Raw genomic sequence first — 13392 nt, forward strand, 5'->3', positions numbered from 1 at the left:
ACCTACAGGTTCGACGTCAGCCCTTGTCCGGGGCATCCGTGTCCTTGTCAGACGGCGTGTCGCCGTCCGCGGACTCGGCCTTCGCGGCGGGGGCCGCGCCCGGCTGGGGCTCGGCCACCGCGACCCGAGCGGGACGGATGGTGCGCTCGCCGATCCGGTAGCCCGGCTGCAGGATCGCGACGCAGGTCGTCTCGGTGACGTCCGGCGCGTACGAGTGCATCAGGGCCTCGTGGACCGTCGGGTCGAAGGGCTCGCCCTCCTTGCCGAACTGCTGCAGCCCCATCTTGGCGGCGGCCGTCTCCAGCGATTCGGCCACCGACTTGAAGCCGCCGACCAGTTCGCCGTGCTCCCGCGCCCGGCCGATGTCGTCCAGCGTCGGGAGCAGTTCCGTCAGCAGGGACGCGACCGCGATCTCCTTGACGGCGATCCGGTCCCGCTCCACCCGCCGGCGGTAGTTCTGGTACTCCGCCTGGAGCCGCTGGAGGTCCGCGGTGCGCTCGCCGAGCGCGGTACGGGCCTGGTCCAGCTGCGCCACGAGGGCCGTCTCCTTGCCGAGGGCCTCGGCTGCTGCGTCCCCGGCCGGGGCCGCCTCGTCCTCCTTGGAGGAGTCGACGGCCTTCGGCTCGGCTGCCGCGTCGTCCGCGCCGGCGCCGGTGGGGACTTCAGGCTTCTCGTCGAAACCCGGCGTCTCCTCCGACATCAGGCAGCGCCACCCTTCGGCTTCTCGTCGTCCACGATCTCGGCGTCGACCACGTCGTCGTCGGCCTTGGCCTGGCCGGCGTCGGCCGCGCCGCCGGCGGCCTGGGCCGCCTGCGCGTCCGCGTAGATCGCCTGGCCGAGCTTCTGGCTGACCGCCGCGACCTTCTCCGTGGCGGTACGGATCTCGGACGTGTCCTCGCCCTTGAGCTTCTCCTTCAGCTCGGCGACGGCCGCCTCGACCTCGGACTTGACGTCACCCGGGACCTTGTCCTCGTTGTCCTTGACGAACTTCTCCGTCTGGTACACGAGCTGCTCGGCCTGGTTGCGCGTCTCCGCGGCCTCCTTGCGGCGCAGGTCCTCGTCCGCGTACTGCTCCGCCTCCTGGCGCATGCGGTCGACCTCGTCCTTGCCGAGCGAAGAGCCGCCGGTGACGGTCATCTTCTGCTCCTTGCCCGTGCCGAGGTCCTTCGCCGTCACGTGCATGATGCCGTTGGCGTCGATGTCGAAGGAGACCTCGATCTGCGGGACACCGCGCGGGGCCGGCGGCAGACCGGTCAGCTCGAACATGCCGAGCTTCTTGTTGTACGCCGCGATCTCGCGCTCGCCCTGGTAGACCTGGATCTGCACCGACGGCTGATTGTCCTCGGCCGTCGTGAAGATCTCCGACCGCTTGGTCGGGATGGTCGTGTTGCGCTCGATCAGCTTGGTCATGATGCCGCCCTTGGTCTCGATGCCGAGGGACAGCGGGGTCACGTCGAGGAGCAGGACGTCCTTGACCTCACCCTTGAGCACACCGGCCTGGAGGGTGGCGCCGATGGCGACGACCTCGTCCGGGTTGACGCCCTTGTTGGCGTCCTGACCGCCGGTGAGCTCCTTCACGAGCTCGGCGACGGCCGGCATGCGGGTGGAGCCGCCGACCAGGACCACGTGGTCGATCTCGGACAGCTGGATGCCGGCGTCCTTGATGACGTTGTGGAACGGGGTCTTGCAGCGGTCGAGCAGGTCCGCGGTCAGCTGCTGGAACTGGGCACGGGTGAGCTTCTCGTCCAGGTGCAGCGGGCCCTCGGCGGAAGCCGTGATGTAGGGCAGGTTGATCGAGGTCTCCGTGGAGGAGGACAGCTCGATCTTCGCCTTCTCGGCGGCCTCGCGCAGCCGCTGGAGCGCCATCTTGTCCTTGGACAGGTCGACGCCGTGGCCGTTGGCGAACTGCTTCACGAGGTAGTCGACGACGCGCTGGTCCCAGTCGTCGCCACCGAGGTGGTTGTCACCGTTGGTGGCCTTGACCTCGACGACGCCGTCACCGATCTCCAGGAGCGACACGTCGAAGGTGCCGCCACCGAGGTCGAAGACGAGGATGGTCTGGTCGTCCTTGTCGAGGCCGTAGGCGAGGGCCGCGGCCGTCGGCTCGTTGACGATGCGCAGGACGTTGAGGCCCGCGATCTCGCCGGCCTCCTTCGTCGCCTGACGCTCGGAGTCGTTGAAGTAGGCCGGGACGGTGATGACCGCGTCCGTGACCTTCTCGCCCAGGTACGCCTCGGCGTCGCGCTTCAGCTTCTGCAGGATGAAGGCGCTCATCTGCTGCGGGTTGAAGTCCTTGCCGTCCAGGTTGATCTTCCAGTCGGTGCCCATGTGGCGCTTGACCGAGCGGATCGTACGGTCCACGTTCGTGACCGCCTGGCGCTTGGCGACCTCGCCGACGAGGACCTCGCCGTTCTTGGCGAAGGCGACGACGGACGGCGTGGTCCTGGCGCCCTCGGCGTTGGTGATGACGGTGGGCTCGCCGCCTTCCAGAACGCTGACGACGGAGTTAGTGGTGCCCAGGTCGATGCCGACCGCACGTGCCATTTTGATTCCTCCAGCTGACTTGAGTGGAACAGACTCAAGGATGCAGGAACCCGCCGGCCACGTCAACAGAGGTGAGCCGAGTCGACTCAACTCTTACGCCGGCCTTACGCTCAACCAGCGGGTTCGGCCCCCGCGCCGGGGGGCCGAGCGGGCGACGCCGGCCGCGCGCCGACCCCGGTCCGCAAGGGCCGTGCGGCACGGTGCCTGCATGCCGCTGCCGCCCCGCACCCTCCCCGCGCTCCGGCGTCCCGCCTGGTCGCCGCCACGACCGGACCTCTCGGCCAAGCGGGTGCTCGACCTCCTCGGCGCGCTGCTGCTGTCCGTGGTGGTCGCCGTCCCGCTCCTGTCCGCCGTCGGACTGCTCTACGCGGCCGGGTGGGCGGCGGGGGCCGGGCGGCGCGGGACGCCGGGCCCGCGGGTCCTCGTACGGGAGCCGGCGGCCGGGCTGGGCGGGCGGCCGTTCCGGACCTGGCGGCTGCGGACGGAGAACGCCGGCCGGGCGGGCGAGTTCGTCGAACGGTGCGCGCTGGACGCGCTGCCCCAGCTGCTCAACGTGCTGCGGGGCGAGATGTCGCTGGTGGGCCCGCGCCCCGAAGCGGGCGTGGACAGGGCCGATAGGCTGCACGTACGGCCCGGTATGACCGGATTGTGGCAAGTGAGCGCCCGCTCCGACCTGCCCTGGGAAGAGATGGCCCTGCTGGACCGGCACTATGTGGAGAGTCACTGGCTGGGAATGGATCTGGCGATCCTCGCGCGGACCCCCCGGGCCGCCTACCGACAGAGGCATGCCTGAGCGACACAGATCACCGCACGCCCACCTACATTGCGGCGCGGGAACTGGGTAACCTCAAGCCTTGACTCAATAAGTTACCGCTTAGTAAGTCCCGCCCGAGGAGCCGTCCCATGCAACTCGCCGCGATCATCGTGTCGCTGGTCCTGACCGTGATCGGCGTCGCGCTCATCGCCCGAGCCGTGGCGCAGATCTACCGCTTCGTGAAGCTGGGCCAGCCGGTTCCGGCGGGCAGCCGCACGGACGACCCGACGGCCCGCAGCATCACGCTGGCCAAGGAGTTCGTCGGCCACACCCGGATGAACCGGTGGGGCGTCATCGGCGTCGCCCACTGGTTCGTCGCCGTCGGCTTCCTGACCCTCGGCCTGACGATCGTCACCGCCTACGGCCAACTGTTCAAGGCCGACTGGGTGCTGCCGATCCTCGGCGGCTGGCTGCCCTACGAGCTCTACACCGAGTTCATCGCGCTGTTCACCACCCTCGGCATCCTGACCCTGATGGGCATCCGGCTGGCGAGCCTGCCCTCGCGGGCGGGTCGCAAGTCGCGCTTCGCGGGCTCGAAGATGGGCCAGGCGTACTTCGTCGAGTACGTCATCCTCACCATCGGCCTCGCGATCATGACCCTGCGCGGCCTGGAGGGCGCGATCCACGGGGTCGGCCACTACGAGGCCGCGTACTGGGCCTCGTACCCGCTGGTGGCGGCCTTCAAGGGGCTGAGCTACGGCACCCTGCAGAACCTGGTCTACCTGACCGCCATGATCAAGCTCGGTGTCACCATGACGTGGGCCATCACGGTCGGCCTCAACACCAACATGGGTGTCGCCTGGCACCGCTTCCTCGCCTTCCCGAACATCTGGTTCAAGCGGAACGCGGACGGCGCGACCGCGCTGGGCGCGCTCCAGCCGATGACCAGCGGCGGCAAGGAGATCGACTTCGAGGAGCCCGGCGAGGACGACGTCTTCGGCGTCTCCCAGGTCGAGCAGTTCTCCTGGAAGGGCATCCTCGACTTCTCCACCTGCACCGAGTGCGGACGTTGCCAGTCGCAGTGCCCCGCCTGGAACACGGGCAAGCCGCTCTCCCCCAAGCTCCTGATCATGTCGCTGCGCGACCACGCGCACGCCAAGGCGCCGTACCTGCTCGCGGGCGGCGGCAAGGACATGGAGGGCAACGAGAAGGCGACCGCCGAGCAGTTGAAGGACGTGCCCGCCGCCGCGCTGGCCGAGGCGGAGCGTCCGCTGATCGGCACGGTCGAGGAGAACGGCGTCATCGACCCCGACGTGCTGTGGTCCTGCACCACCTGCGGCGCGTGCGTCGAGCAGTGCCCGGTCGACATCGAGCACATCGACCACATCGTCGACATGCGGCGCTACCAGGTGATGATCGAGAGCGCGTTCCCGTCGGAGGCGGGCACGATGCTCAAGAACCTGGAGAAGAAGGGCAACCCCTGGGGCCTCGCCAAGAAGCAGCGGGTGGAGTGGACCAAGGAGGTCGACTTCGAGGTCCCGATCGTCGGCAAGGACGCGGAGGACCTCTCCGAGTTCGACTACCTCTACTGGGTCGGCTGCGCCGGCGCGCTGGAGGACCGGGCGAAGAAGACCACGAAGGCGTTCGCGGAGCTGCTGAACATCGCCGGCGTCAAGTTCGCGATCATGGGCGGGGACGAGAAGTGCACCGGTGACTCGCCGCGCCGCCTGGGCAACGAGCCGCTGTTCCAGCAGCTCGCGCAGGAGAACGTGGCCATGCTGAACATGGCCTTCGGCGAGGACGACGAGGACCCGGCGACGCGCAAGCCGAAGTCGGCGAAGCGGATCGTCTCGACCTGCCCGCACTGCTTCAACACCATCGCGAACGAGTACCCGCAGCTGGGCGGCGAGTACGAGGTCATCCACCACACGCAGCTGCTCCAGCACCTGATCGACGAGGGCCGGCTGACGCCGGTGACGCCGGTCGACGGGCTGATCACGTACCACGACCCGTGCTACCTGGGTCGGCACAACAAGGTCTACACGCCGCCGCGCGAGATCATGTCGGCCGTGCCGGGGCTGCGGCAGCAGGAGATGCACCGCCACAAGGAGCGGGGCTTCTGCTGTGGCGCGGGTGGCGCGCGGATGTGGATGGAGGAGCGGATCGGCAAGCGCATCAACAACGAGCGCGTCGACGAGGCCCTGTCCCTGAACCCGGACATCGTGTCGACGGCGTGCCCGTTCTGCCTGGTGATGCTGACCGACTCGGTGAACGGCAAGAAGAACGAGGGCCAGGCCAAGGAGTCCGTCCAGGTGGTGGACGTGGCGCAGCTGCTGCTGGAGTCGGTGAAGACCCCGGGCCCGGACGCGGAGGCGCTGGCCCTGGCCGAGGCGGAGGAAGCGGCCGCGGCCGCGGCTGCCGAGGCGGAGGCCGCGGAGGCCGCTGCCAAGGCGAAGGCGGAGGCGGAAGCGGACGCGAAGGCGAAGGCCGAGGCCGAGGTGGACGCCAAGGCTGAGGCGGAGGCCGAAGCGAAGGTCAAGGCTGAGGCCGAAGCGAAGGCCAAGGCGGAGACGGAGGCTGCTGCGGAGGCCGAGCCGAAGGCGGAAGCCGGGGCTGCCGCTGGGGCGAAGGCCGAGCCGAAGGCCGAAGCGGAGGCTGCTCCCGAGGCGGAGGCCGAGGCCGCCGCCGAGCCGAAGGCGGAGGTGCCCGCGCCCAAGGCCGACTCCGACGCGGACGCGGACGCCGAGCCGGAAGCCCCCGCTCCCGCTCCCGCCGCCGAGGCCAAGGCCGACACCGCCCCGGAGGGCGCCAAGTAGGGCCGCGTAGGCCCGTATAAGCCCACGTAGGCCCACGTAGGCCCACGCCGCGACAACGGCATCGGAACGGCCGGTCCCCGACCAGGGGGCCGGCCGTTCCGCGTTCCCGCCCGGCCCCCGTGAGGCCCCCGGGGCTTCCCCTAGGGGATGTCACAGCTCAGCCGCAAAGGACGCCGGTTCCGGCCGCCCGCGCACCCCCGCCCGCCGGACCAGGTACTTTCGATCACGTGGCTGGATTCAGGATCGGACGCGGCCGGGACAACAACCGCACCCCGCAACAACCCCCGCAAGCCCCGCGGCAGCAGCCGTACGGTCAGCAGCAGGCGCCCGGCGCGCCGCAGGCGCCGTACGGCCGTCAGCCCTACCCTCCCGCCGGCCCCCCTCCGCAGCAGCAGTGGCCCCAGCAGGCCACCGGCGGCGCCCGGGACCACGGCGAGCCCGAGTACTTCGACCCGTACGGTCAACCGCACCCCCAGGCGTACCGAGAGCCCGGGCACGAGCCCTCGTACGCCGACAACCCGGGCTACACCCAGGCGTTCTCGATCGGTGAGGACCCGTACGGCCAGGCCGCGCCCTACCAGGGCGCGACGTACCAGGCCGGTTCGGCCCCGACCGCCCCGGCCGGTCCCCGGCTGCCGTGGAAGGAGCTCCTGCGCGGCATCGTGATGCGGCCGGGCCCGACGTTCTTCCACATGCGCGACTACCCCGTCTGGGGCCCGGCGCTGATCGTGACGTTCCTCTACGGCATGCTCGCGGTCTTCGGCTTCGACAAGGCCCGCGAGGACGCCATCAAGGCCACCCTCTCCCAGGCCGTCCCGATCGTCCTCAGCACCGGCGTCGCCTTCGTCATCTGCGGCCTGATCCTGGGCGGCGTCACCCACACCCTGGCCCGTCAGCTGGGCGGCGACGGCGCGTGGCAGCCGACCGTGGGTCTGTCGATGCTGGTCATGTCGATCACGGACGCGCCCCGTCTGCTGTTCGCGATCTTCCTCGGCGGCGACAACATGGTCGTCCAGGTCCTCGGCTGGGCCACCTGGCTGGCCGCCGGCGCGCTCTTCACCTCGCTGATGAGCAAGTCGCACGACCTGCCCTGGCCGAAGGCGCTGGGCGCGTCCGCGATCCAACTGGTCGCCCTGCTGTCGATCATCAAGCTGGGCACGATCTGAGCGCTGGGGCCGAACACGAAGGGGACCGGCGCACGTATGCGGCGCCGGTCCCCTTCTCCGTGCCCTCGCCGTCAGGCGTCGAGGACCTGGCCCTCACGCTTGACCACGGGGGGCTCGACCGACCACGGGAAGTTGATCCACTCGTCGGTCTTCTTCCACACGTACTCGCACTTCACGAGCGAGTGCGACTTCTCGTAGATGACGGCCGAGCGGACCTCAGCCACCGTGCCCAGGCAGAAGTCGTGCACCAGCTTGAGCGTCTTGCCGGTGTCGGCGACGTCGTCGGCGATCAGCACCTTCTTGTCGGTGAAGTCGATCGCCTCGGGGACCGGTGCCAGCATGACCGGCATCTCCAGCGTCGTGCCGACACCCGTGTAGAACTCCACGTTCACGAGGTGGATGTTCTTGCAGTCCAGCGCGTACGCCAGACCGCCGGCGACGAAGACCCCACCGCGGGCGATGCTCAGGATGATGTCGGGCTCGTAGCCGTCGTCGGCGATGGTCTGCGCCAGCTCGCGCACGGCGCGACCGAACCCGTCGTAGTTCAGGTTCTCGCGTACGTCGCTCATGCCTCGTGCCTCACCTGGGTGCGGTGGAAGTTCTGGAAGGAGCGCGACGCCGTCGGGCCGCGCTGGCCCTGGTAGCGCGATCCGTAGCGCTCGCTGCCGTACGGGAACTCGGCGGGCGAGCTGAGCCGGAACAGGCACAGCTGGCCGATCTTCATCCCCGGCCACAGCTTGATCGGGAGCGTGGCGAGGTTCGACAGCTCCAGGGTCACGTGGCCCGAGAAGCCCGGGTCGATGAAGCCGGCGGTCGAATGCGTGACCAGGCCCAGGCGGCCGAGGCTCGACTTGCCCTCCAGCCGGGAGGCGATGTCCTCGGGCAGCGAGATGACCTCGTAGGTCGAGGCGAGGACGAACTCGCCCGGGTGGAGGATGAACGCCTCGTCGCCCTCCGGCTCGACCATCCGGGTCAGGTCCGGCTGCTCGGTGGCGGGGTCGATGTGGGCGTAACGGTGGTTCTCGAAGACCCGGAAGAACCGGTCGAGACGCACATCGATGCTGGAGGGCTGCACCATCGACTCGTCGAACGGGTCGATGCGAACCCGTCCGCTGTCGATCTCGGCCCGGATGTCTTTGTCAGAGAGAAGCACGTCCCGAGGATACGCAGAGCGCGCGGGCCACCCCCAATCGAGAGCGGCGCCCGCGCGCCCTGATCACTGCGCTCCGACGGCTACCGCTTCACGCCGCCCACGGGCACGGCGTGCCTCAGCCGCGCGCACCGCGGGCACCGCAACAACCGCCCCGGACCGATCCGGGCGGCACCGAGCTGCCGCAACGGGAAGGAAGCGGTGCTGAAAACGTGCCCTTCGGCACAACGGACGACGGTGTGCTCCATCGAGTCCCTTTCCCCAACGAGCCGTACTGCGACGAATCGCCACATTAGGGGATGACCCAGGCCCACGCCGGCCGCCGCTCCGAACCATAAGCTACGCCCCAACTCCCGCCCCCAGCACCCCTCCTGCAGGCCCTTGACGACAACGACCCCGCGGCTGATTCACCGGGGGTCGATCATGAGGTAGAGTGGGCAACGCTGAGGTTCCAGGCAACTGGAAACCTATGCGGATGTAGTTTAATGGTAGAACATGAGCTTCCCAAGCTTATAGCGCGGGTTCGATTCCCGTCATCCGCTCTTGCAAGAAGGCCCAGGTCAGCGACCTGGGCCTTTCGCGTTGCCTAGGTGACCACCAAGCCGTACAGGGAGCGGCATGCGTACGCCACAGCGCGGAAACTGTGGCCGGAGGTCGGGATCGTCAGCGCTTCCAGCCCGATGGTGCTGGACGAGTACTGTTCTTGGTGTTGATGGTGAACACGCCGCCAGGGCGATCAGCAGGTGGTTGATACCGCCGCCGTTGCCCTTCTCGTCCCGTGAAGCACCCGCCAGCCGAGCGGGCACAGGCGTTCCAGTTCACGTCCCACCCGGCGCTCCCCTTCGAGGCCGGCGTACGACCCCCTCGGCGATCACCCCGACGACTCGGGAGCCAGGTCGATTCCTCGCCAAGTCCTCACTGGGGCTGAGGGGCGGGAGAGACGCCGGCCGTTCGGATCGGCGTTCGGGGTTGCCTGACTGGGTTGCCCTGGCTGCCAAGAAAGGGCCGTGGGGCGGGTTCACGAATAGCCACGGGCCCTGGCGCCGAGGTGACACCAAGGGGAGACGGTTCGGCCCTACGCCGGACCGTTTCAGCCTCGGTTGCTACCGCCCTGGCTTCCAATCCACATCGAGGATGGCGGCATGCACGGCAGCAACGATCAACGTGATCGACAGAACGCCGCCTACCCAGTTCTTCGGGTTGCCGAGGATTGAGCCCACAAATGCCGTTCCGTAGACGGTCGCCGCATACACCGCCGGCACAGCCATACTGACGACACGCTTCTTGGCTGCGATGAAAAATAGAGGCGGTGCCAGAAGGCCTGCCGTCGCGACGACCGCGACTACCCAGACCACCTTGTGCGCTGTGTTCGCGTACATGCGGGCCTGGATAGGCGCGTTGATGTATGGATTCGTCATGGTTCCCCCCTGGCTTCGCAGATGCCTAGTGTGACCCATGACACCCATGGCCCGAAGGTGTTTCGACCGATAAGCGGAACGAAGCTCAGCGCTCGCTTGGCTGGTGCGGTCCGTCGCCACTGCTTTCCCCGCAAGGCGGCTTGGGGCGCCGGGCCGGCGCCGACGCCGGGTGTCATCGGACCTCTCGATGGGTGGCATCAGTGGCGGTTACGCCGAGGCGTGCGGAGTCCGCACCGGGCCGACCTCGGCGCGGTGCGGGTGATCCGGCGGTCGCCGTTCCGGCCGGCGAAGGCGCGGTTTCCGGCGTTCGGGTGGTGGTTACGTGTTGAGAAGGGAACGTTCACGTGGCGCTCATAGCTTCGAGGGGACCGCGTCGTCCTTCCCGAGGGGATCTCCCAACACATGCGCCGCAGACCAGTGAAGACGTTGACCGTTCTGGCCCTCGCGGGGGCCGTGGCCGCGGGGACGGCGACCACCGCCAACTCCGCGCCGCAGAACGACGGACGGGGCAGGGAAATCCGGAACGTCATCTACCTGCTCGGTGACGGAATGGGCCGCACGCACGTCACGGCCGCCCGTGACCGGTACTACGGCGCCGGCGGGAAGCTCACGATGGAGACCCTCCCCTTCACGGGCGCGGTCGCCACGTACGCCGTCGAGAAGGGCACCGCCAAGCCGTCCCTGGTCACCGACTCGGCCAGCTCCGCGACCGCCTGGTCGACGGGCGTCAAGACGTACAACGCCGCGATCGGCGTGGACTCGTACGAGAAGAAGGTCGCCACGCTGATGGAGCAGGCCAAGGCGGCCGGCTTCGCCACGGGCAACGTCTCCACGGCCGAGATCACCGACGCCACCCCGGCGGCGCAGTTCAGCCACGCGCTGCTGCGCGGCTGCCAGGGCCCGACGTACTCCGACGCCGCCTGCCTCCCGAAGAAGGAGGACGGTACGTACGAGGCCGCGCCCGCCGACAAGACGCTGATCACGCCGATCGCCGAGCAGATCGCCCGCAACGGCACCGCGGACGTCGTCTTCGGCGGCGGACTCGCCCGCTTCGAGCCGGACGACCAGAAGGCCCTCCAGGCCCAGGGCTACCAGGTGCTCGGCAACTTCGGCGACGCCAAGCTGCCCGCCCAGAGCGCCGCCAGCCAGCAGGTCGCCACCAAGGCCGACCTCGACAAGGCCGACGGCAAGAAGGTCATCGGCCTCTTCAACCGCGGCAACCTGACGGTCGAGCAGGCCAAGGCCGGGCTGCCCGCCGACGCCCCGCAGAAGCAGGAGCCGACGCTGGCCGACATGGCCCGCAAGTCCATCTCGCTGCTCTCCGACCGCAAGCAGCAGGAGCGCGGCAAGGGCAAGGGCTTCTTCCTCCAGATCGAGGGCGCCCAGATCGACAAGCGCTCGCACGCCAACGACGCCGCGCAGACGCTCGGCGAGGTCAAGGCGTTCGACGACGCGGTGAAGGCCGCGTACGACTTCGCGAAGAAGGACGGCCACACGCTGGTGATCGTCACGGCCGACCACGAGTGCGCCGGCTTCAACATCATCGAGCACGGCACCTACACCAACGCCGAGGCCGTCGCGCCCCCGGCCAACACCGACGCGGGCAACCCGGCGAACAACAGCACTCCGTCGCGCGCCACTTCGGGCGCCAAGGACACCACCCGCTCGACCGGCATCGTCAACGGCGCGGGCTCGGGTGACGCGAAGAACTTCGCCCCGGCCACGTTCCGCACCCCGGACGACGCGCCGGGCGTGAAGGACGGCAGCCCCGAGGCGAGCCTGTGGCTGACCTACCTGTCGGGCAACCACACCGGCGCCGACGTGCCGATCTTCGCCTACGGCCCGAACGGCGGCGCGTTCGCCGCGAGCCAGAACAACACGGAGCTCTACACCAAGATGTACCGCTCGCTGTTCGGCCGTTCGCCCCAGCAGCAGCACTGACCCTCGCGCACTCGGGGCCGGGGGGCGCACTCCCCCCGGCCCCGTCCCCTTTCAGGAGCGTTCGATGAGACACCCCCGACACCCCCTGCGCCGCGCCGCGGCCACGCTGGTCCCGGCCGCGGTCGTGCTCGCCCTCGCCACCGGTTGCTCCGGCGGCGCGCCGCACGCCGCCCCCGCCGGGGAGCCGGTCGCCGCCGCCTCGCCCGTGGTGCTGCCCGCGCCGCGCAGCGCGCCCGCCCCGGCCGCCGTACTCGCGCAGCCCGTCCGGGAGGGCGAAGTACGCGTCGGGCAAGGGCCGTTCACCGACCGCGTACGGCTGGACCGGCTGACCCTCACCGACCGGCAGGCCGTCACCGGGCACCTGGCCATCACGGCGGACGTCAGCGACACCCTGGCCCTCGAACTGGCGGTGGCCTACTACGACGCCGCCGGCCGGCTCGTGGGCACCGGGGCGTTCCAGTACCAGGAGGAGGGGGAGGACGCGCACGGCACCGAACACCACGACGGGCCGCGCGCGGCGGGCGACGGCATCGACTTCACCGTGTCGCCGGGCAAACTCATCGGCACCCCGGCCGGCGCCGTCCTGACCGTCCCGGTGCTGGTCAGCGAGTAGCCGTGCGGGCGGCGAGCAGCCGCCCGGGCCGGGTTCAGCCCCGGGCGCGCGGGGAGAGCCGGTTCACCAGCTCGGCCAGGTCCTCGCACGCCTGCTGGATCTTCACGCGGACGTTGTTCTGCTCGGTGACCAGCGCCGACAGCAGCAGCGCGGTCAGGGCCACCGAGCCGTTGAGGGCCATCAGGTTGGCCATCACCTCCAGGACGCCGTGGTGCGCGAACGGCCCCGCCCGTCCGGTGGCCGCCGACACCGCCACGACCGAGATCAGCAACGCGCACGGCGCCGCCCCCGGCAACTGGAAGCGGACGGCGGCCCAGATCAGCAGCGGGAAGACCAGGAAGAGCAGCGAGAGCGTACTGCGCGTCACCAGCAGGGTGACCAGCACGGCCACGGCCAGCAGGGCCGCCGCCTCGGCCGTCCGATAGACGTCGCGGGGCGGCCTCATGTGCGGCAGGGCCAGCAGCACGGGCGTGCCCACGAGCACCCCCATGGCGTCCCCGGCCCACCAGGCCGCCCACACCGGCCAGAACCCGTCCCACGGCAGGCTCCCGGTGAGGGCCAGCACCCCGGCGCCGAGGGTCGCGCTGAGCAGCATCGGGAGCAGCCCGCCCAGGAAGACCAGGGCCAGCCCGTCGCGCAGCCGGTCCAACTCGGGGCGGAACCGGGCCCGGCGGAGCATCGCGTAGGCACACAGCGGGGCGAGGGTGTTGCCCGCGATGATGACCGACCCGCTCAGGTCGACCGGGCCGAGCGTCCGCATGACCAGGTACGTGCCCAGGGCGATGCCGGGCCAGATCCCCACCCCCCGCCACAACAGCGCGGCGACGGCGATCCCGGTCGGCAACCACAACGGCGTGACCTGCGCCCCCTCGACGACCAGGCGCTGGAGCAGGCCCAGCCGACCGGTCACGTAGTAGGCGGCGGCGACCGCGAGAATCCACAGCGCCTGACGCAGTGAGGTGCTCATCCCACGTATGAGACAACGGCGCC

10 protein-coding genes, 1 tRNA gene and 2 pseudogenes are annotated in these 13392 nt (G+C 69.9%); 7 read left to right on the plus strand and 6 right to left on the minus strand.

The window, feature by feature from the left end:
• Positions 1 to 16 precede the first annotated feature (16 nt).
• Both grpE and dnaK read right to left on the minus strand, forming a co-directional pair.
• Positions 17 to 700, minus strand: coding sequence for a nucleotide exchange factor GrpE (gene grpE / locus ACFVXJ_RS10270; RefSeq protein WP_389661205.1), 684 nt, complete (start codon positions 698 to 700; stop codon positions 17 to 19).
• Positions 700 to 2544: a molecular chaperone DnaK gene (gene dnaK, locus ACFVXJ_RS10275; RefSeq protein WP_389661207.1), complete on the minus strand. Its 1845-nt coding sequence runs from the start codon at positions 2542 to 2544 to the stop codon at positions 700 to 702. Before dnaK ends, grpE begins: the two co-directional genes overlap by 1 nt.
• A gap of 208 nt (positions 2545 to 2752) precedes the next feature.
• On the opposite strand from dnaK, the gene ACFVXJ_RS10280 reads away from it, so the two are divergent.
• The 3 genes and pseudogenes from ACFVXJ_RS10280 (at position 2753) to ACFVXJ_RS10290 (ending at position 7280) form a co-directional block, all read left to right on the plus strand.
• Positions 2753 to 3337 (plus strand): sugar transferase, encoded by a 585-nt coding sequence (locus tag ACFVXJ_RS10280; protein ID WP_389661209.1) that lies wholly within the window; start codon positions 2753 to 2755, stop codon positions 3335 to 3337.
• A gap of 110 nt (positions 3338 to 3447) precedes the next feature.
• Positions 3448 to 5694 (plus strand): annotated as a pseudogene (locus ACFVXJ_RS10285) ((Fe-S)-binding protein); the annotation flags it as partial.
• Between the two features lie 647 nt (positions 5695 to 6341).
• Positions 6342 to 7280, plus strand: a complete 939-nt coding sequence (locus ACFVXJ_RS10290; protein ID WP_389661211.1) for a Yip1 family protein — start codon at positions 6342 to 6344, stop codon at positions 7278 to 7280.
• A gap of 71 nt (positions 7281 to 7351) precedes the next feature.
• Here ACFVXJ_RS10290 and ACFVXJ_RS10295 read toward each other — a convergent pair whose 3' ends face one another.
• Positions 7352 to 7849: a phosphoribosyltransferase gene (locus ACFVXJ_RS10295; protein WP_389661213.1), complete on the minus strand. Its 498-nt coding sequence runs from the start codon at positions 7847 to 7849 to the stop codon at positions 7352 to 7354.
• Positions 7846 to 8433, minus strand: coding sequence for a dCTP deaminase (gene dcd, locus ACFVXJ_RS10300; RefSeq protein ID WP_136210083.1), 588 nt, complete (start codon positions 8431 to 8433; stop codon positions 7846 to 7848). The genes ACFVXJ_RS10295 and dcd overlap by 4 nt, the downstream gene beginning before the upstream one ends.
• A 468-nt stretch (positions 8434 to 8901) precedes the next feature.
• Here dcd and ACFVXJ_RS10305 point away from each other — a divergent pair.
• A tRNA-Gly gene (locus tag ACFVXJ_RS10305) sits at positions 8902 to 8972 on the plus strand.
• A 54-nt stretch (positions 8973 to 9026) separates the two neighbouring features.
• Positions 9027 to 9128: pseudogene (locus tag ACFVXJ_RS10310) on the plus strand (YdcF family protein); the annotation flags it as partial.
• 405 nt (positions 9129 to 9533) lie between these two features.
• On the opposite strand, the gene ACFVXJ_RS10315 reads toward ACFVXJ_RS10310, so the two are convergent.
• Positions 9534 to 9848, minus strand: coding sequence for a hypothetical protein (locus ACFVXJ_RS10315; protein ID WP_389661215.1), 315 nt, complete (start codon positions 9846 to 9848; stop codon positions 9534 to 9536).
• 402 nt (positions 9849 to 10250) lie between these two features.
• Between ACFVXJ_RS10315 and ACFVXJ_RS10320 the strand changes: the two genes are divergently transcribed.
• Positions 10251 to 11789: an alkaline phosphatase gene (locus ACFVXJ_RS10320; RefSeq protein ID WP_389661217.1), complete on the plus strand. Its 1539-nt coding sequence runs from the start codon at positions 10251 to 10253 to the stop codon at positions 11787 to 11789.
• 64 nt (positions 11790 to 11853) lie between these two features.
• A complete protein-coding gene (locus ACFVXJ_RS10325; RefSeq protein ID WP_389661219.1) occupies positions 11854 to 12402 on the plus strand; it encodes a hypothetical protein in 549 nt (182 codons plus the stop codon).
• Positions 12403 to 12436: 34 nt separating this feature from the next.
• Here the strand turns inward: ACFVXJ_RS10325 and ACFVXJ_RS10330 are convergent, their stop codons facing one another.
• Positions 12437 to 13369 carry an MASE1 domain-containing protein gene (locus ACFVXJ_RS10330; protein ID WP_389661221.1) on the minus strand — a complete coding sequence of 311 codons (933 nt, stop codon included), beginning with the start codon at positions 13367 to 13369 and terminating at the stop codon, positions 12437 to 12439.
• Positions 13370 to 13392: the final 23 nt, after the last annotated feature.

It is taken from the genome of Streptomyces sp. NPDC058279, assembly GCF_042881255.1.
Classification (GTDB): domain Bacteria; phylum Actinomycetota; class Actinomycetes; order Streptomycetales; family Streptomycetaceae; genus Streptomyces.

What these genes read in the sequence shown, in the direction of transcription:
- ACFVXJ_RS10325 (WP_389661219.1), top strand. Translation starts at nt 11,854, where the DNA reads ATGAGACACCCCCGACACCCCCTGCGCCGCGCCGCGGCCACGCTGGTC.
- ACFVXJ_RS10280 (WP_389661209.1), top strand. Translation starts at nt 2,753, where the DNA reads ATGCCGCTGCCGCCCCGCACCCTCCCCGCGCTCCGGCGTCCCGCCTGG.
- grpE (WP_389661205.1), bottom strand. Translation starts at nt 700, where the DNA reads ATGTCGGAGGAGACGCCGGGTTTCGACGAGAAGCCTGAAGTCCCCACC.
- ACFVXJ_RS10320 (WP_389661217.1), top strand. Translation starts at nt 10,251, where the DNA reads ATGCGCCGCAGACCAGTGAAGACGTTGACCGTTCTGGCCCTCGCGGGG.
- dnaK (WP_389661207.1), bottom strand. Translation starts at nt 2,544, where the DNA reads ATGGCACGTGCGGTCGGCATCGACCTGGGCACCACTAACTCCGTCGTC.
- ACFVXJ_RS10315 (WP_389661215.1), bottom strand. Translation starts at nt 9,848, where the DNA reads ATGACGAATCCATACATCAACGCGCCTATCCAGGCCCGCATGTACGCG.
- ACFVXJ_RS10330 (WP_389661221.1), bottom strand. Translation starts at nt 13,369, where the DNA reads ATGAGCACCTCACTGCGTCAGGCGCTGTGGATTCTCGCGGTCGCCGCC.
- ACFVXJ_RS10295 (WP_389661213.1), bottom strand. Translation starts at nt 7,849, where the DNA reads ATGAGCGACGTACGCGAGAACCTGAACTACGACGGGTTCGGTCGCGCC.